Raw genomic sequence first — 18,449 nt, forward strand, 5'->3', positions numbered from 1 at the left:
ATCCAGATGATCGGTCAGAGTTGGGTCTTGGGCCTAGCTTTTGCGACGCTCAGTTTCCTCGGCTTCGCGATGATCATTTCCGGGTTCAAGAATGACTCACCAGAAGTGGTAGGACGCCCGGGGTACTGGCCTGCTATGTTGATTGGTCTCATCATGATGGCTTCGGCAACCGGCTTCTTTGGCTTCATCGCCGCTGAGTCGATGCGACGAAACCTCTTCACGTTGAAGCGGCGTCCGATCCGGCTGAACCGAAGAACCCACCGCATCTATGCCATGCGCACGAAAGGGGGGACGGTGTATGGGAGGTGCCATGGAGCAACGAAGAGTTCTTCTGCGTGGGCGTCAGCAAGATGGGTGGCTTGTCGCGTAGCTATGAGATGTATGACATACGCCATTACAAGTTGGACGCGGACGGTAATGTGGTTCGTGCCTTCGTTCTCGGGCAGCAGATGTTCATGCTGGAACAGGCCCAGCAGCAGTGGGAATACTACCGACGTTATATGCAAGACGGTCCCGCCAACCTGCCTGAACCGAAGTTTTTTTGGGCTCCACGAGAGGGCTTTTGGGAGGGCTTCAAGATCTGCAGGGGCGACCTCAGGTCTGCTGGTGATCTGATCTTCCTGCCGATGATCTTGCTGGATGCGACATTCCGATGGCTCACGCTGGTAACTTGCAGCGATCCCGTGTGGCCTCCCGAGATTGAGGCGGCGTGCAGGCCCACACCCAACGACCCTTATGCGCGTCCCCATGCCGACGAGTTCATCGGTGTGCCGAACGGCCCGGATGCCAGGCCTGGCATTGAAGACGGCAACCACCATGTCTAAGTCATGGGACGTGGAGGAAGTTGCGAATGAAGCGAAGGAAACATCAGCATCCAGTCAAAGGAACTGACAATGCGAGCCAACGAAACAAGCCCGATGGCAACGCCCTCGGATACGTCGGCACTAAGAGTCTTGCTCAGGGAGTTACCCTCACCAACCCCTGGGGGACGGATGATACTGGGATTCATGCCTGGGCGAGTGGGCTTCCCATCGACCGCCTGGAAGCCGCTGAGCTTGACTACCTCCACGAGCATGCGGGCCTCTTCGCATGGCGCGAAATACTTCATTACTTTGCCAGCAACTGGGACCAGGCGCGTTGGACCGAGCAGTGACACAAGCCTTTCACACTGCCTGCGATGTACAACGTAGCCGGTCGTTGACGCGAGTTCCGGCATGGATGTCGATGGGCAACCCGCAGCACTGCATGGGGACCGCACCCGGTGCGGTGCCACGCTAATCGGCGGTGGCAGCGCGAACGTGGCTTAGCTGGCCGGTGCCGGCCTACGCATAATCGAGCGGCAGCGCCGTGGTGTACTTGATCTGCTCCATCGCAAAGCTGGAACTGACGTCGGCCAGCTCGGCGCCCTGGATCAGCTTCTTGTAGACGCGGTCGTAGGCGGCAATATCCGGCACCACCACGCGCAGCAGGTAGTCCGTATCGCCGGCCATGCGGTAGAACTCGGTCACTTCCGGGATCGATGCCACCAGCCCGTGGAACTGCGCCAGCCATTTCACGTTGTGCTGGCTGGTGCGGACCGAGACAAAGACCGTGACCCCGGCATTGAGCTTGTCGGCGTCGAGCAGTGCCACGCGTTTGCGGATCAGGCCGGCGTCTTCCAGCCGCTGGATCCGGCGCCAGCATGGCGTCGAGGTCAGGCCGACGCGTTCGCCGATCTCTGCCACCGGCACGGTGGCGTCTTCCTGCAGGATGGCGAGAATCTGTTTGTCGTAGCGGTCCATGGCGCGTAGCGGTTCAGGTGAGGGTGGGCCGGCGCCCGCATGCGGCGCGGCTACGCGCGGCAAAACCTAGGCGTCGGCGGTCGGCACCAGCAGGTTCACGCCGGTGGCAATGTGGTCGCGGTGCACGCCATAGAGGTGCAGGGACACGGCGATCTCGTCGCTGGCATTGCCCAGCGCATGGATATGCTGCAGCCCGGCCGGCACGCTGAAGGTATCGCCGGCCGTGCGCGCGACGGTGTTGGCATGGCGCGCCTGCCGGCTGGCGGGATCCCACCGGTAGTGCTGCTCGCTTAGCGTGCCGCGCAGCACGCGGTAGGCACACCAGGTGCGATGGCCGTGCACGGGGCTGGCCTGGCCCGGGCGCCAGACCAGCACCATCGCCGAGAAGCGCTCCAGCGGGTCGGCATGGACCAGGTGGCGGGCATAGGAATCCGGCTTGCCGAGCAGGGCGCCTGGCGGCAGTGTTGCAAGCAGCGTGTCGGTGTCCGGCAGGTGCGTGGCGATGTGGCCGGCCACCATGCGCGCGCTGTGGGCGAAGGTGGCCTCGAGGTTGAGCGCCAGCTGGTCGAGCGGCGCGGCTGGCGGGGGCAGATGCGGGAGAGTTGCCGGAGGGGCGGCAGTCAGGGGAGATCCGGTCGGCATGGCAGGCACCTTGGTCTTGTTCTGGGTACGTGTCCATGATATTTGCGGGCCGGAGCACAGGCATGCGAATTGTCGTTCAATGTCGCCGGAGATTGTAATTCTATTCCTGGATTGGTTGAATTTTGAGAATCATATGCTCACATCAGGCCGGGCAGGGTGAATGGGTGCTCGCCAACGACGCCACGGCCGGGCCAGGGTGGCGTACCCCGTGCGCTGTGCAGCGAACGCATATATGCTGATATGGGCAGGCAGCCCGAGTAGCCGGGTCACGGACGACGGTGCGGCAAAGGAGCATGATCGATGCGCTCGCCAGCGAGGGACGCCACGCGCCTGGGACGCCTTGCGACCTGGGTTGTTGCCGTCATCGTCGCGCTGATCGCCGTCAGTCGCGTCACCGGCCTCGTTGTTGACTGGATGTGGTTTGCCTCGGTTGGCTACGCCGGGGTTTTCCGCACGATCTTCCTCACCCAGGCGCTGCTGTTCCTTGCCGTATTCGCCGTTTCGGCAGGCGCGCTCTGGCTATCGGGCTGGCTGGCGCACCGCAGCGCGAGCCAGGCGCAGGCCTGGAGGCCGGAGGTCCTGGGCCAGCCGGTTGGCGAGATTGCGGCGCGCGTCCCCTGGCGCGCCGCCATTGCCGGCGTCGCCGTCCTGGTGGGGCTGCTCATGGCCGTCGGTGAACTGTCGAGCTGGGCCATTGCGCTGCGCTATTTTCATCAGGTGCCTTTCGGCAAGACCGATCCGATCTTCGCCAAGGACATCGGTTTCTACTTCTTCACGCTGCCGGCGTATCTTGCACTGAGGAACTGGCTGCTTCTGCTGCTGGGCTGCAGCGCAGTGCTTGCCGGCGTGGTCTATGGCTTGCGCGGCGACATCGCGCTGGTCCGGTCGCCGCGCGGGCTTTCGCCGGCGGCCGCTACCCATGGATCGGCATTGCTCGGCTTGTTCTTCGCGCTGCAGGCGTGGTCCTACTGGCTCGACCGCTTCATGCTGCTCTACGGCGACAACGGCGTCGTGGTCGGCGCGAGCTATACCGATGTCCATGTCGGGCTGCCGGTCCTGTGGCTGCAAGTCGGCCTGGCTGCCGCGGCTGCCGCCGCTTCGTGGGCCAATATGCGCTGGCGGGACTACCGGGTGCCTGCGGCCGCGGCGCTGCTGGTGGTCGGTAGCGCAATCGTGCTCGGCACGATCTGGCCGGCACTGTTCCAGCGTTTCTATGTCAAGCCGAACGAGCTGCAACTCGAGACACCGTATCTCCAACACAATATTGCGCTGACGCGCGAGGCCTATGGCTTGACGCAGATCGAGGTAAAGCCGTTTCCGGTCGAACAGAACCTGAATCTCGCCGCGCTCCAGGCCAATCGGCCGACCATCGACAACATCCGCCTGTGGGACCTGCAGCCGCTGCGCGATACCTATGCGCAGCTGCAGGAGATCAGGACCTATTACAAGTTCCTCGCGACGGACATCGACCGCTACCAGCTCGGCGCTGGCTACCAGCAGGTCATGCTGTCGGCGCGGGAGCTTGAGCCGGCACTGATTCCGGCCAATGCCCAGACCTGGGTGAACCTGCATCTGTTGTTCACCCATGGCAATGGCGTGGTGATGTCGCCGGTCACCGAGAAATCCGCCGAAGGCCTGCCCTCGCTCTATCTGCATGACATTCCCCCGCTCTCCGACGGCGGCCCGGTCATCCAGGAGCCGCGCCTCTATTTCGGTGAAGGCGGCAAAGGCTATGTCATCGTCAAAGGCAGCGTGCCCGAGTTCGACTACCCCAAGGGCAAGGACAACGTCTATACGGCCTATCGCGGGCGCGACGGCATCGGAATCGGCGGCATTGCGCGCCGGACCCTGTTCGCCTGGCATCTCGGCGATCCCAATATCCTGCTGAGCGGCTACATCACGCAGGAAAGCCGCATCCTGCTCCATCGCAATATCCGGAACCGCGTGCGCACGATTGCGCCGTTCCTCAGCCTCGACCATGACCCCTATGTGGTCGTGAGCGATGGTCGCCTCTACTGGATCCAGGACGCCTACACTACCAGCCGCTGGTTCCCTTATTCGCAGCCCGGCACCGGTGGCGGCGCCAACTACATCCGCAACGCCGTCAAGGTCGTGATCGATGCGTACAACGGCACGGTCGACTTCTACACCAGCGACCCGGCCGATCCGATCGTGCAGGTGTACCAGCGCATCTTCCCGGGCATGTTCAGGCCGCTGGGCGCCATGTCGCAGGACCTGCAGCGGCATATCCGCTACCCTGAGGACCTGTTCCTGATCCAGGCGCGGATCTACCGCGCCTACCACATGGAAGCGGCAGAAGTCTTCTATAACCGCGAGGATCTGTGGGAGTTTCCTCGCCAGCTGACCGGCATGAGCACAGGGAACACGCCCGCCGCGCGGATGATGCCCTACTACATGATCCTGCGGCTGCCGGACGAACCGCGCGCCGAGTTCGTCCTGATGCTGCCGATGGTGCCGAGCCAGCGCGAGAACATGATCGCCTGGCTGGCTGCGCGCTCCGATCCCCCCAACTACGGCAAGCTCGTCGCCTACACCTTCCCCAAGGAAAAGCTGGTCTACGGGCCGTTCCAGATCGAGGCGCGCATCCAGCAGAATACCGAGATCTCGCAGCAGATTTCGCTGTGGAACCAGATGGGCTCGCGAGTCATCCGCGGCCATCTGCAGGTCGTGCCGATCGAGAACTCCATCCTCTATGTCTCGCCGCTCTACCTGCGTGCGGAGTCCGGCCAGTTGCCCGAACTCAAGCGGGTGATCGCCGCCTATGGCGATCGCGTGGTCATGGAGGACACCCTGGGCGCAGCGCTTGCGGCCCTGTTCAAGGAATCCGCGCCGGCGGCGATTCCGGCGCAGGGCGCAGCGAACGCCCGCGCGCGCGAAGCACTCGCGCACTATGACCGCGCCGTCGAGCGTTTGAAGGCGGGGGACTGGAGCGGCTTTGGCGCGGAGCTCGATGCCTTGCGGCCGCTGCTCGAGGCGCTCGGGGCAGGGGGTGCCGATGAGCGGAAGTGAGCGGCGTGCCGGGAGCCGCCGGCAGGAGTGCCGTCCTATGTCGCCAGCTCCCTGATCTTCTCGACGACCTCCGGATTGGCAAGCGTGGATACGTCTCCAGGCTCCTGGTGGTTGGAGATCGCCGCCAGCACGCGGCGCATGATCTTGCCCGAGCGTGTCTTGGGCATGTCGGGGACGATCACGACCCGATGCGGACGCGCAATCGCGCCAATCTGGGATACCACCGCGGCCGAGACCTTGTTCGCGATCTTGATGGAGGGCGACAGTCCCGGCTTGAGCGATACATAGAGATCAGGCACCTTGCCCTTGACCTCGTCGGCCACCGGCACCACCGCCGCCTCGGCGACGTCCGGCACCAGCAGTGCTGCGGATTCGATCTCCTTGGTGCCGAGGCGATGGCCGGAAACATTGATCACGTCGTCGATGCGGCCAAGGATGCGAAAGTAGCCGTCCGCCGCCTGCGTTGCGCCATCGCCCGCCATATACGGCCAGTCGTGCCAGTCCTTGCTGTCGGGATTCTTGCAATAGCGCGCATAGTACTGGCGCACGTAGCGGTCCGGATCCTTCCAGACGGTCTGGAATATGCCCGGCCAGGGATTGCGGATGCAGATGTTGCCCGCCTTGCCCGAGCCGGCCGGGACCTCATTGCCTTCCTCGTCAAAGATCACCGGATGAATGCCCGGGATTCCCGGGCCAGTGCTGCCGGGCTTCATCGGGTGGATGCCCGGCAGCGTGCTGCAGAGGAAGCCGCCATTCTCGGTTTGCCACCAGGTGTCCACGATCACCGCCTCGCCCTTGCCGACTTCACGGTGGTACCACTTCCAGACTTCGGGCTCGATCGGCTCGCCCACCGTGGTCATGTGCTTGAAATGGCAGTCGTACTTCGCCGGCTCGTCGGGCCCGTTGCGCCGCAGCGCGCGGATTGCGGTGGGCGAGGTGTGGAAGATATTGACGCCAAGGCTTTCCGCAATACGCCAGGGCCGGCCGGCGTCGGGCCAGGTCGGCACGCCTTCATAGACGACAGACGAAGCGGCGAGCGCGAGCGGGCCATAGACGATGTAGGAATGCCCGGTGATCCAGCCAATATCGGCCATGCACCAGTAGACGTCCTCGGGGTGGATATCCTGGATGTACTTAGAGGTCCACGCCACATAGGACAGATAGCCGCCAGTGGAATGCTGGCAGCCCTTGGGCCGGCCCGTGGTGCCGCTCGTGTACATCAGGAACAGCGGCGCCTCCGCCGGCATCGGCTCAGGCTCGACACGCCTGCCGCGGAACCCGGCGAGCACGTCATTGAGAATGACATCGCGGCCCTTCACCAGTAGGGCGGCACTGGAATACTTGCCCGGGTAGCGCTGCCAGATCAGGACCTTCTCGACCTGCTGACCGGCGCTGGCGGCTTCTGCCACGGCGATGTCGGCCTTTTCCTTGTGATCGAGCAATTCACCGCCGCGGTGATAGGCGTCCATGGTGATCAGCAGCCGGCTCTCGGAGTCCGCGATGCGTTCGGCGCAGGCCTTGCCGCTGAAGCCGCTGAATACCTGCGAATGAATCACGCCGATGCGGGCGCAGGCGAGCATGGTGATGGGCAGTTCGGCCACCATCGGCATATGCAGCGTGACGCGGTCGCCGGCCTTCAGGCCGCAGAACTCGCGCAGCAGGGTGGCCAGCTCATTGACGCGAACGAAGAGCTCCTGGTAGGTGAGGTGATGCACCGCCTCATCCTCCGGCTCGGGCACGAAATGAATCGCGGTCTTGTTCCTGTATGCAGCGAGGTGGCGATCCACGCAATTGTGGCAGGCGTTGATCCTGCCGCCGACGAACCAGCGCCAGAAAGGCGGGTTGCTGGTATCCAGGGTCGTTTCCCAGTATTTGTACCAGTCCAGCAGGTCTGCGAACTCCTTGAAGCACTCGGGGAAACGTTCGAGGGAGAAGCGCTCGAAAATATGGGGATCGGTCAGATTGGCCTGCGCAATGAACTGGCCGGCCGGCGGGACGTAGTCTTCCTCGGGCCAATGGACCGCGATTTCGGCCTCGGACACATCAGCCAATTCCTGCTGGGCAGCATGGCGTGGCGCTTTGCCTTCAGACATGACGATCCCCCTTCACTTTCATGGCATCCATCCAGGGATGGTCGGTGCCACTATCCTGCGATAGCTGCCTGAAACGACTAGTCCATATTAAGTCCGGGCACGGGGAGTTTCCAGGAATTCGCCCTGCCGCTGTCCGCCGAGCCCGGAGCTTGCCTGGCGGCCGCCATGAGCTAGATTCGTAGGAGGGCATTGGAGGAATGAGCAATGACCAACGATCTTCTCGTGGAACGCGTGGACGTGTGGGCGGCAACCATACCGGACCGTCCCGGCGGCCTCGCCGAGGTACTGGAGACCTTGCGCGATGCCGGTGCGGACCTGCAATTCGCGATTGCGCGCCGCACGCCGGAGGACCCCGGCAAGGGTGTCGTGTTCGTGACACCGCTGCAGAATGACAGGGAAATCCGTGCCGCTGCCCAGGTCGGCTTCAACGTCACGCACAGCCTGCATTCGGTGCGAATCATGGGCGGGGACCGGCCCGGCATCGTGGCGGAACTGACCCGAAAGCTGGCGGAAGGCGGAATCAACCTGCGCGGATTCTCTGCCTCCGTCATCGGGATACAGTTTGTCGCGTACGTGTCGGTGGACTCGCTCGACGATGCGAACAAGGCAATGGCAATCCTGGGCAAGGGCTGAAGCGAGGTTCAGCCATCTCCTATCATGGAATCACGCCTTGCCTCTGAACGGGCAGGCAGATGGGGCCCGGCGCGAACCGGCTGATTCATGTTGATGGCGTCTCCGACGTTCCCCTCGCGGCCGGTTGCGCCGTGGCGGTCCGTCCGTTGGCGAGACCTGGCGACTTGCGCCGAAGTTGCGCATCGCTGGCATGCAAATTGGGAGAATTCCATGGGCAACAACCAGCAACAAGCTGTCTTGGCGCTGAACCAGCTGATCGAGGCTGGCAAGGACAGCGAACTGGCCTGCATGAGCGGAGCCAGCGAAGTGCGCGATGCAGCGCTGCGCGACATTCTGACCAGCACCGCGGAATCGTACCGGGCGTCGGTGAAGGAACTGCAGTCGATGGTCAGCGCCATGGGCGGCGCGCCAGCTGACCGGGGCAGCATGAATGGCATGCTGTACCGCCGCTGGATGGCATTCCGCCACATGCTGTCGCCGAACAACGACGACGCCGTGCTGGGCATGTGCGAGCACGAGGAAGATGCCGCCAGGCGCGAGTATCAGTCCGTCATGATGAAGCCGCTGCCGCCAGAGGCCAGCGCGGCGCTGCAGCGCCAGTATGAGGCGTTGACGCAGCATCATGGCCGGATTCATGCCATGCGCGGGATGCAGATTCACTGAGGGCCCGGCTTCGCGCGATGGGAGTAAGCAATGGCAACCTACGAGTTCAAGGACAAGGATCTACAGTTCCTTGCCCAGGGCGCCGACTCCTGTTTCCCGTCCCCTGACGCTGCTTTCGTTGAGTGCGCGGACAGCCATCCGGCGTTCCTGGTGACATGGCCGGAGAGTGGACCGACGACGATGCATCTCAAGGTGCAGATTCGGGCAAGCCAGTACGCCAGTTACCTGACGGATCCGTTCAGGGGACGCGAAGTCCTGCGCAAGGCGGTTGAAGATCGCCTTGCGCTGATCCATACGGTGAAAAGCGGGCTCCTGGTCGCCCCCGACATCTAGGAGCGGATGCCGAACAAGCCGTGCCAGAACGAATCGAAGGCGCCGGCATGACGCCTGGGCCGCGTTTCCTCGTCGGGGTTTGACGCTGCCGCCCCGTCGGGCGCCTGGGCGGCCTCGGTGTCCGGCGCGTGCGCGTCCCGCGCACTTGCCCGCCGCGACTCCTGCAGCGCCCATATGCTGTCCGCGATGCGTGACGCCAGTTCCGCCTCGCAGTCGCGGCCGAGCAGCACGCCGAAGATGACGTCGCGGTTGTGGCCGTCGTCGGCAAAGCGCATCGCGATACCGAGCATTTTCTCGTAGTGTTCCTGCGCGATGCGCTGGCTCTCGCGTTGCGCCTCGCGCTCCTGCTCTTCCTGGGCCTCGCGCTCGGCCTGCCAGCGCCGCATCTCCCGCTCGAATACCTCGTCGTAGATCTGGCGCTGCCCGGCATCGGAGAGAATGGTGTAGGCGTCGCGGATTTCCTGGAATGCCGCATGCGCCTCAGTCTCGCGGCCAAGGTTGCGGTCGGGGTGCCACTTCATCGCGGCGCGGCGGTAGGCGCGCTTGATCTCGTCCAGGGTGGCGTCCGGTGCCACGCCGAGGGTTGTGTAGAGGGTGGTCATGGGCCGATTGGGCGTCTTTCTGCCGGGCGGGCATTCATCCTAGCACGGGGTGACCCGCAGCCATGGCATGCGAGATCGATCCCGGCCCCGGTTCATGGGCACGCAAGCGCCGCGGCAGCGTACAGGAGCAGCGCCAGCAGCACCACCGCGGTGAATCCGACATGGATCGCGACCAGCGTGGCAAGGACCGCCGCCACCACCGAGGCGCAGGCGTTGATGCCCCATGCCCAGGGCACCAGCGTTTCGTCGCGCGCCGCGACCCGGGCCAGGCCGAGCGGGAACGGCATTCCCATCAGAAACGCCAGCGGCGCGATCAGCAGCACTGAGACACCTATCCTGGCCGGGTCCGGCAACCCGATCAGCAGCCTGAACACCGTCGGCAGCGCCGCCAGGTAGACCAGCGCGGCCACGCAGATGCCGTTGACGGCCAGCGCCGCCTGCCGCCGGCCGCGGTCATCGCCAGCGCGCGCGGGCATGCGCTGGGCGTATCGGCTACCCAGTCCCGCAAAGCAGAGAAAGGCGCACAGCACCACCGCGACCGCGTAGAGCGGGTGGCTCAGGAACAGGATGAATTTCTGGATAAAGGCGATCTCCACGAACATGAAGCCGAGGCCGACCGCGAGGAAGTAGAAGCCGGCCCGCCATTCGGGCAAGCGCCGCACGGCTGCGCCATTGCCGCCAGGCCCCGCGGCGGGCTGCGGCCGGGGGCGCCGCCGCAGAATCCAGAGCGGGACCACGATCAGCAGCCATGCCAGGGCGGTGGCCTGCAGCAGCGTCGCCACCAGCACCGGATAGCCCCATTCCAGCAAGGGCAGGCCACCCTGCGCCTTGAGCGACAGCAGTTCAGGCAGCGTGCGCCATTTGAAGAAATGGAAGAAATACGGCCTGTCGTCGGTGGCGGGCCGCACATCGAACTTGTAGCGGGACAGGAACCGGTCGTGTTCGGGGCCGAGCAGGGCCTGCGCGGCGTCGAAGAAGTAGGGCTGGTCCAGCACGTTGTAGCGATTCGCCTGGCCGGGCTGGATGCCGGGATAGTATTCGACGTCGAAGGAACGGGCGCGGCAGAAGTCGGCGAGGGCGGCAAGGTCCGCGGCACTGAATTCCCCGTTCTTGACCACCAGCGTGGCCGTCTTCCAGCCACGGATCAGCGCCAGCCGCCGGGACGGATCGGGCACGCCCGCGCCTTCCATGGCGGCCACGGCGGTGGCGAGCAGTTTGGGTATGTCGCGCGGCGGCAGCGTGACCCAGCGCGTGATCGCAAGCAGGCCGCCGGGCCTAAGATGGCGCAGGTAGCCCTGGAAGGCCTCAACGGTATAGAGATAGCTCTCGGAGAGCGCGTACAGTCCGGCCGATGAGGTGCTGAATGAATCCAGCAGGGCCACCTGGATCAGGTCGTAGCGTGCCGTGCTGGCCGCCAGGAAGCCGCGCGCCTCGCCGGCAAAGACACGCACGCCGGCGGCACTGTACGGCTTGCCGGAAAACGCAGCGAAGCGGCCCTGCACCAGGTCGATCACCTGCGGATTCAGTTCCACGGCATCGACCGCGCTGGCCTGGTGATAGACCGCCTGCAAGACGTCCGCCCCCGCACCGCTGCCCAGCACCAGCACCTTCGGATTGCGCAGCAAGTGGTAGGGCAGGGCAGAGGTCAGGTCGCCCAGGTAGGCAAGCGGTTCGCGCCGGCCGTCATGGCGGTTGAGCGCACTGAGCCCGTCGCCATCGGTAAATACGGCCAGTTGTGCTGGCGGCTCCTGGCTGGCATTCAGGCTCAGCCCGGGTGCGTGCCGCAACGGGATCGAAGGGCTCTCGACCACCGTGACCAGGCCGAGGGGACTCGAGCGCTGCGCCACCACGCGCGCGTTGCCGATGCGCAGGGCCTGGCTCAGCTCCTTGTACTCGGACGGCCGCAGCGCAATCCAGTCACCTGGCACGCCGGCCGGAACGATTGCCGCCAACAGCAGCAGCGCCGGCAGCCAGGGCCGGTGCCAGCGGCATTCCACGCATGCCAGCGCCGCCGCCGCCATGCCTGCCATGCCGACCAGCCGCAGCGCATCGACCGGATGCAGCGCGAACAGCGCCACGATGATGCCCAGGCAGCCCAGCCCGGCGCCAAGGATATCGAAGCTGTAGATGCGCGGAACCTGCCCGGTGAAGCGGGAAAAGCTCAGGCAGATACTGGTCGCGGCGCAAAAGAACGGCACGAACAGCAGCAGGTAGATCAGCAACAGGCGCAGCGGCTGCGATGGCTCCCACAGGATCTCCAGGGGGTTGAACGCCACGTGCTGGGCCAGGGCGAAGCAACCCATCGCGCTGACGCCGAACAGCAGGGCCCCGCCCGCGAACACTGGCACGAAATGGCGGACCAGCGTTCGCTGCGCCAGCGCCACCAGCGCACCCGCCGCGCCATAGCCCAGCAGTGCCACGCTGATCATCATGTAGGCGAAGTGATGCCACTGGATGATGGAAAGCAGCCGCATCAGCAGGATCTCGTAGCCCAGCGCGGCGGCAGAGAGCAAGGCCAGGGCGAACAGCGGGGGGCGTGGCATGGCGTCAGCTGGCCGGGCTGATGTGCCGCGCTTCAGTGCTTGCCAACCAGCGGCACGAACCTGACCGGCAGGATCTGCCTGGTGGAAACGGTGCCGTCCTCGGACTTTTCGACCAGCAGCAGGTACTGCGTCAGGAACTGGGCGCCCACCGGGATCACCATGCGCCCGCCTGGCTTCAGTTGCCGGATCAGCGGCGGCGGCACGTGGCTGGCCGCCGCGGTGACGACAATGGCGTCATAGGGCGCGTGTTCGTCCCAGCCGTAGTAGCCGTCGCCCACCTTGCACGCCACCTGCCGGTAGGCCAGCCGCTTCAGGCGGTCGCAGGCGTGCCGTCCCAGCGGCTCGATGATCTCGATGGTATAGACCGCGCGCGCCAGCCCGGTCAGCACCGCGGCCTGGTAGCCGGATCCGGTGCCGATTTCCAACACGGTGTCGCCAGGCTTGACCATCATCAGGTCGGTCATCAGGGCGACGATATACGGCTGCGAAATGGTCTGGCCATGGCCTATCGGCAGCGGCCGGTTCTCATAGGCGTGCGGCTTCTGCGCGTCCGGCACAAACTCGTGGCGAGGCACTTGCCCCATCACGGCCATGACGCGCGGGTCGATGGCATGCCTGCCGCTCTGGGCGGCGGCCGCTGCCGCGACCGCGGCGATCTCCCTGACCATGTCGGCGCGCTGCGGGGCAAGGGCGTCGTCGGCGGCGGTGATCGAGCAGGGCAAGGCCAGCGCGATGGCGGCGACCAGGATTGGGAGGAGTGGGCGGGGCGCTGATGGCTTCACGAGTGGGGCAGGCAAGGAGCCTACCGTCATCGTAGATCATCGGCCTGGCTGGCGCAGATAAGTGGCAAATGAGGCGCCTGCCAGTCGATTCGCGCTGGTCTGCTACCCCGCGATCAACTTGAGCCCGGCGGGCAGCGCCTCCCCAAACACCCGCCCCTCGTCCGCGGTATTGAGTTCCACCACTTCGCGCACCGTGGCAATCCAGCTTGGCGGCGCGTTGGCGGCTTCCAGCCGGCGCACCACGGTTGCCCGGATCTCGTCGGGCAGGTCGCGGCTGCGATCGCCGGTCATGCGCGCGATCTGCACGGCGGCGAACGCTGCCGGCTCGACCTTTTTCCAGTCGAGGGCCAGGATCGCGTCCACCCATTGGGCGGCGGTCCCGGCCGGCACCACGCTGTGCGCGCTGCCGTAGAACGGCCGGCGCGCGCCGATGCGGCCCACGGCCCACCAGCCCTGGCTGTTTTCGGATGGCTTGCGCAGCCGGGCCAGCAGCCATTCGGCCAGTTCGATCTTGGCGTCGGCGGGAATGCGCTCGAGCGAGCCGGCAAGGCGCACCATATCGGCATAGCCGCCCCTGGCGGGCCCGGCGGGCTTCTTGTAGCGGGTGCTGCCGGGTGGCTGCAGGTAGAAGGCCATGTCTTCCAGCAGGCGCAGTTGCGCGCTTTCGTCCAGCCCGCCTGCCGCGCGCCGCCACAGCGTCCACCACTCGGACCAGTTCTGGCTTTCGTTGACGTACTGGATGCCCTGGTCGTACTGCGACCAGAGTTGCCCGACGCGCCATTCGTCGAGCGGATAGCCGAATCCCGGGCGCACGCAATAGCCGGCCAGGTTCAGCCACAGGCGTTCATGGTCGGCAGTGCGCCGCCTGCGCCGGGCGCGTTCCCAGAAGGCGCCGAACAGCTCGCGCAGCACGGCGCTGTCCCATTGCTCGCGCGCACCCAGCAGCTGTTCCAGCTGCGCACGCAGGCGCTTGACCTCCTTGGGGCCGACGTCCTGCGAGCGCGCGCCAAAGGTGCGGTCGATCGCCTCCAGGGCCTGGGGCAGGGACGGGTGTGCCGTATCGGGCGCCGGTGCCGCCTGGGTGTCATTGCCACGCAACTGGAACTCAAGGCGCCATCGCTGCGAGGCATCCGCGATGTCGATGCAGTGGACCTCGAGCGTGCCGACCTCGGTCAGCGAGGCGGTGATCTGCACCGGCGTTTCCCGCGGGCCGCTGGCGCCGCGCGGCGGCACGACGGTGGCGATCGGCGGCAGGCGGATGAAGTCGCCCGCCGACAGGTCGGTCAGCTGACCGGGCTGATAGGCCGTGTCGGCGACGGAGGATGCCAGGTGGAATTGCACCGGATGGCCGAGCCGCAAGGCGAAAGTGCGGTCGCTGAGGTGAATCTCGTGGCCTTCCTCAGTGCCGCGCGGCAGCAGGCAGATCCCTTGCGGCCCCGACGCGCCATCATCGAGGACCAGAAAGTAGCTGCGCGGCGAGCCGCCGCCGATGCGCGGGGCCTGCCCGGCACGGGCCCGGGCATACGCAACCGCGCCCCGGGCCACGGCAACGTCGGGATTGTCGTTGTGCAGGACCTGCAGCGGCGCGCCGCGCCACGTGCCCAGCGTGTCGGCGATGCGGCCGGCCAGCGCCTGCGCCCTGAATACGCCGCCGTTGAGGAGCAGGGTATCGGGCATCGGCAAGGCATCGGCCGGCGCCTGTGGTGCGTCCAGTGCCGCCCGCGACTGCGCCGCGTGCTGGCTCAGGAACGCCGCAACGTGCCGGGTCACGGCGGGGTCGGACGCATACGGCAGGCCGAACTCGACAATCGCGCCCCGTGCGCGCCCCGGCCTTTCACTGGCCGGCACCTTGGGGAAGAAGCCGTCGACGATCAGCTGTTCGACCTCCTGCCGCGTCACTTCCACCGAGCGTGCGCCGCCGATCAGCCTGGCGCCCGCGCCCAGCAGCGTCACCGCGACCGAGTCCGGCGCCTGCGCGCCGAGCAGCTGTTCCTTGGCGGCGCGGCAGCGCGCGACCAGCTGCGACAGGCCGGCCGCCGACAGCCGCGGCTGCGCGGCCCCGCCGGCCCCGAGGCGCGCCTCGACCAGATGCGCCAGGCCAAGATCCATGTTGTCGCCGCCGAGCATCAGGTGGTTGCCCACGCCGATGCGGGTCAGCTGCGGCTGCCCGTCCTGCATGTCCACCCGGATCAGGGTGAGGTCGGTGGTGCCGCCGCCCACGTCGCAGATCAGCACCAGGCGGGTTTGCGCCAGGTCGGTGTCCAGGCTCTGGCGATGATGGAACAGCCAGTCGTAGAGCGCGGCTTGCGGCTCCTCGAGCAGGCGCAGCGCGGGCAGACCGGCCAGGCGCGCCGCCTCAAGCGTCAGCGCGCGCGCGCCTTCGTCGAACGAGGCGGGCACGGTGAGGACCACGTCCTGGTCCTCGAGCCGCGCATCGGGAAAACGGTGGTTCCACGCCGCGCACACATAGCCCAGGTAGCTGGCGCTGGCGACGACGGGCGAGATCTTGTCGAGATCGTCATCCCCGCCCCAAGGCAGGATGGCCGCGGTGCGGTCGACCGAAGCATGCGACAGCCAGCTCTTTGCGCTGGCTACGAGCCTGCCGGGCACTTGCGCGCCGAGCGTGGCCGCCAGGCGGCCGAACACGGTCCGGCGCGCGGCGGCGCTGGCGGCGGATTGCCAGGGCAGCTGCAGGTCGTCGCCGCTGAGCTCGCCCGGTGCCGCGTGGTAGCGCACCGAGGGCAGCAGGGGACGGGCCGCGACCTCGCCCGGGCTGACCAGCTGGTCGATATCGAAGACGCGGATATCGTCGGACCCGGCCTTCGCGTAGGCGACGACGGTGTTGCTGGTGCCGAGGTCGATGCCGACGACGTATTGCTTTGTCGCCGGCCCGGCCGCTTGCTCAGGCATCGGCGCTGCCGCGCACATCGAACTCGACCTTCCAGCGCTCAGCGCTGCCGCCGGGCACGGCTTCGAGTTCCAGGGTGCCGGCCTCGGTCACCCGCGCATGCAGCCTGACCGGTACCACTTCGCCCGCGGTGCGGCCTTCGGCCGGCAGGGTCGCCTGGATTTCTTCCAGCTCCTGCAGTTCCTCCGGCCCCCAGTAGTCCAGCAGGGTGCCGACCTGGTCCTGGCGGCGCACCGACGAGCCGAAGAAGCGGAAGTGCACGGGTTCGCCTACCACCAGGCCGAATTCCTGCGGCGGCAGCGCGGCCTCGGTGCCTTCCTCCATGCCGAACGGCGCCACGCACAGGGCCTGGATCGGCGGTTCGAAGCCAGGCACGGCGGGCATCGACGATTCCACGGCGATATAGTAGGCGCGCGCGGTGCCGCCACGAATCCGCACCCCCTTGCCGCGCCGCACGTAGCCGTAATAGGCGGCGCCGCGTGCCACGGCCAGGTCCAGCTCGGCGCCGTCAAGCAGGCGGGCAGGGGCCGCGCCTTCCGCGGCGAGCCAGCCGTTCAGCGTTTGCAGGATGCGGTCCGCCAGCAGGCCGGACTTGAACACGCCGCCGTTGAACAGGACGGCGGTCGGGTGCAGCAAGGTCGCGCCTTCCGGCTGTGCGCCTTGCAAGCCTTCGATTTCGGCCAGCGCCGCCACCTGCCGGCCCAGGAACGCGGCCAGGTGCCGCGTGATGGCCGCATCCTGCGCATAGGGCAAGCCAAGCTGCGTCAGGCCGGCGCGTGCGCGGCTCACCGGGCGGGCCGAGGCCTCGACTTGCGGGAAGAAGCCTTCCAGGATGGTCTGGGTCAGCTCGGCGCGGGTCAGGTCCGTGCGGATCGAGCCGCCGATCAGCCTGGAGCCGCGGCTGGGCACGACCAGGGGCACGGTATCGGTATCCGGGTCGGTCAGCAGCGTTTCCTTGGCCGCGCGGCAGGCATAGGTCAGCGCGCGCAGTTGCCACGGATCGGCCTGCGTGCCCTGGGCCGCCAGCTTGCGCGCCACCACGTGGGCCAGCGCCAGGTCCATGTTGTCGCCGCCGAGCAGGATATGGTCGCCGACCGCAATACGGTGCAGCTCAAGGTTGCCTTCGCGCTCGATCACGGCGATCAGCGAAAGGTCGGTGGTGCCGCCACCCACATCGACGACGAGGATGATGTCGCCGACCTTGACCTGCTTGCGCCATTGGCCGCCGCTTTTCTGGATCCAGCTATAGAGCGCGGCCTGGGGTTCCTCGAGCAGGGTCATGCGGGCATAGCCGGCCGCGGCGGCTGCCTCGGCTGTCAGCTCCCGTGCGGCCGGGTCGAACGATGCGGGAATCGTCACGGTGACGTCCTGCTCGCCAAACGGCGCTTCGGGGTGGGCCTGGTCCCAGGCTTCACGCAGGTGCGTGAGATAGCGCACGGAAGCCTCCAGCGGCGACACGCGCGTCACCTCGGGCGGTGCGTCGTTGGGCAGGACCGGCGCGCGGCGGTCGATGCCGGGATGGCACAGCCAGCTCTTCGCGCTCGACACCAGGCGGATCGGCGTGGCCGCGCCGCGGCTGCGCGCCAGCTCGCCCACGGCGAAGTCGCGCGCGGCGTTCCACGGCAGCGCCAGGTCGCCCGGGGCGAGTTCGCTGGCGTGTGGCAGGTACAGGAAGGAGGGCAGCAGGTCCAGGTCTTCGACGGCCCCCGGCGCGGTCAGCTGCGTGATGGGCAGGACGCGCTGGCTGGTCTTCTCGCCATCGCTGGCGGCCAGGTCGACGTAGGAGACCGCGCTATGGGTGGTGCCCAGGTCGATGCCGATGGCATAGCGTGCTTCGCTCATCAAAGCTCCACCTCGGCGGGGGCAATCACGGTGGCGTCATGGCGTTCGGCCACGCGCGGCAGGCGGACTTCCTCGACCTTCCAGCCGCGGTGGCTGATGCTGCCATGGAACGGCGCGCTGCCTACCACGTTGCCGGTCAGGCGGATGGCGGTGGCATCGAAGCCGTCGGCCAGCGTGACACGGCTGCCCTCGGCTTCCTCGCGCACCGGCCGGATGGTGAAGTGCTCGCGCAGCACCCCGCGGCAGCCATCGTGCACCAGGCGCGCGGCGGCACCGATCTCCGTGTCGGAATAGCGCGCGATATCTTCCTCGACGAAGTCGATGAAGCGTGCATCGCGCTGGAGCAGTCCGAGCAACTGCAGCGCCGCCACCGGGCTGGCTTCCTTCAGCACGGGTGCGGCAGCCTCCGCCACCGGGGCGGGAGCAGGTGCTGATACAGGCGCGGGCGCCGGCGCCGCGGCGAATCCCTCGCCGTCACGCAGGCGCTTGACACCGGCCGCGAGTTCGCGGTTGCCAAGGATGGCGAAGAAGGTGCCCATGGCAAGCGAGACCCTGCCGAAGAAAGATAGGTTCGAGTCAGTCATCCGAAAGCTCCTG

The 18,449-nt window shown here is 66.6% G+C and carries 15 protein-coding genes and 1 pseudogene; 7 read left to right on the forward strand and 9 right to left on the reverse strand.

Going from position 1 to position 18,449, the window contains the following annotated elements; translation table 11 throughout:
* The first annotated feature begins 305 nt into the window (after positions 1-305).
* The 3 genes and pseudogenes from AC3WRI_RS14585 to AC3WRI_RS14595 all read left to right on the forward strand — a co-directional run.
* Positions 306-824, forward strand: coding sequence for a DUF6708 domain-containing protein (locus AC3WRI_RS14585; protein WP_011615187.1), 519 nt, complete (start codon positions 306-308; stop codon positions 822-824).
* A 26-nt stretch (positions 825-850) separates the two neighbouring features.
* Positions 851-1,153 (forward strand): hypothetical protein, encoded by a 303-nt coding sequence (locus AC3WRI_RS14590; RefSeq protein WP_136227758.1) that lies wholly within the window; start codon positions 851-853, stop codon positions 1,151-1,153.
* Positions 1,154-1,205: 52 nt separating this feature from the next.
* A pseudogene (locus tag AC3WRI_RS14595) lies at positions 1,206-1,307 on the forward strand (PAAR domain-containing protein); the annotation flags it as partial.
* A 15-nt stretch (positions 1,308-1,322) separates the two neighbouring features.
* Here the strand turns inward: AC3WRI_RS14595 and AC3WRI_RS14600 are convergent.
* Both AC3WRI_RS14600 and AC3WRI_RS14605 read right to left on the reverse strand, forming a co-directional pair.
* Positions 1,323-1,781 carry an Lrp/AsnC family transcriptional regulator gene (locus AC3WRI_RS14600; protein ID WP_010811575.1) on the reverse strand — a complete coding sequence of 153 codons (459 nt, stop codon included), beginning with the start codon at positions 1,779-1,781 and terminating at the stop codon, positions 1,323-1,325.
* A 66-nt stretch (positions 1,782-1,847) separates the two neighbouring features.
* Positions 1,848-2,423, reverse strand: coding sequence for a cysteine dioxygenase family protein (locus tag AC3WRI_RS14605; RefSeq protein ID WP_011615188.1), 576 nt, complete (start codon positions 2,421-2,423; stop codon positions 1,848-1,850).
* A 300-nt stretch (positions 2,424-2,723) separates the two neighbouring features.
* Between AC3WRI_RS14605 and AC3WRI_RS14610 the strand changes: the two genes are divergently transcribed.
* Positions 2,724-5,453: a UPF0182 family membrane protein gene (locus AC3WRI_RS14610; RefSeq protein ID WP_492293473.1), complete on the forward strand. Its 2,730-nt coding sequence runs from the start codon at positions 2,724-2,726 to the stop codon at positions 5,451-5,453.
* 35 nt (positions 5,454-5,488) lie between these two features.
* Here the strand turns inward: AC3WRI_RS14610 and acs are convergent, their stop codons facing one another.
* Positions 5,489-7,546 carry an acetate--CoA ligase gene (acs, locus tag AC3WRI_RS14615; protein WP_492293474.1) on the reverse strand — a complete coding sequence of 686 codons (2,058 nt, stop codon included), beginning with the start codon at positions 7,544-7,546 and terminating at the stop codon, positions 5,489-5,491.
* 204 nt (positions 7,547-7,750) lie between these two features.
* On the opposite strand from acs, the gene AC3WRI_RS14620 reads away from it, so the two are divergent.
* The 3 genes from AC3WRI_RS14620 to AC3WRI_RS14630 all read left to right on the forward strand — a co-directional run bounded on the left by AC3WRI_RS14620 (position 7,751) and on the right by AC3WRI_RS14630 (position 9,175).
* Positions 7,751-8,179 carry an ACT domain-containing protein gene (locus tag AC3WRI_RS14620; RefSeq protein ID WP_010811579.1) on the forward strand — a complete coding sequence of 143 codons (429 nt, stop codon included), beginning with the start codon at positions 7,751-7,753 and terminating at the stop codon, positions 8,177-8,179.
* 210 nt (positions 8,180-8,389) lie between these two features.
* Complete coding sequence (locus tag AC3WRI_RS14625; RefSeq protein ID WP_011615190.1) at positions 8,390-8,842, forward strand: PA2169 family four-helix-bundle protein; 453 nt, start codon at positions 8,390-8,392, stop codon at positions 8,840-8,842.
* Between the two features lie 30 nt (positions 8,843-8,872).
* Positions 8,873-9,175 (forward strand): hypothetical protein, encoded by a 303-nt coding sequence (locus AC3WRI_RS14630; protein WP_010811581.1) that lies wholly within the window; start codon positions 8,873-8,875, stop codon positions 9,173-9,175.
* Here AC3WRI_RS14630 and AC3WRI_RS14635 read toward each other — a convergent pair.
* From AC3WRI_RS14635 to AC3WRI_RS14660, 6 genes are all read right to left on the reverse strand, one after another.
* The gene (locus AC3WRI_RS14635; protein WP_010811582.1) at positions 9,172-9,777 is read right to left on the reverse strand and encodes a J domain-containing protein; all 606 of its coding nucleotides are present in this window, start codon (positions 9,775-9,777) and stop codon (positions 9,172-9,174) included. The two genes, AC3WRI_RS14630 and AC3WRI_RS14635, sit on opposite strands and share 4 nt — an antisense overlap.
* 92 nt (positions 9,778-9,869) lie before the next feature.
* On the reverse strand, positions 9,870-12,320 hold the full coding sequence (locus tag AC3WRI_RS14640; RefSeq protein ID WP_439671648.1) for a spermine/spermidine synthase domain-containing protein: 2,451 nt from the start codon (positions 12,318-12,320) through the stop codon (positions 9,870-9,872).
* A gap of 32 nt (positions 12,321-12,352) precedes the next feature.
* Positions 12,353-13,132: a protein-L-isoaspartate(D-aspartate) O-methyltransferase gene (locus AC3WRI_RS14645; RefSeq protein ID WP_011615192.1), complete on the reverse strand. Its 780-nt coding sequence runs from the start codon at positions 13,130-13,132 to the stop codon at positions 12,353-12,355.
* A 72-nt stretch (positions 13,133-13,204) separates the two neighbouring features.
* A complete protein-coding gene (locus tag AC3WRI_RS14650; RefSeq protein WP_492293475.1) occupies positions 13,205-16,030 on the reverse strand; it encodes an Hsp70 family protein in 2,826 nt (941 codons plus the stop codon).
* A complete protein-coding gene (locus AC3WRI_RS14655) occupies positions 16,005-17,852 on the reverse strand; it encodes an Hsp70 family protein (RefSeq protein ID WP_454750339.1) in 1,848 nt (615 codons plus the stop codon). Before AC3WRI_RS14655 ends, AC3WRI_RS14650 begins: the two co-directional genes overlap by 26 nt.
* The gene (locus tag AC3WRI_RS14660; protein ID WP_010811587.1) at positions 17,852-18,436 is read right to left on the reverse strand and encodes a DUF2760 domain-containing protein; all 585 of its coding nucleotides are present in this window, start codon (positions 18,434-18,436) and stop codon (positions 17,852-17,854) included. Before AC3WRI_RS14660 ends, AC3WRI_RS14655 begins: the two co-directional genes overlap by 1 nt.
* Positions 18,437-18,449: the final 13 nt, after the last annotated feature.

The organism is Cupriavidus sp. FW305-27, assembly GCF_058787995.1.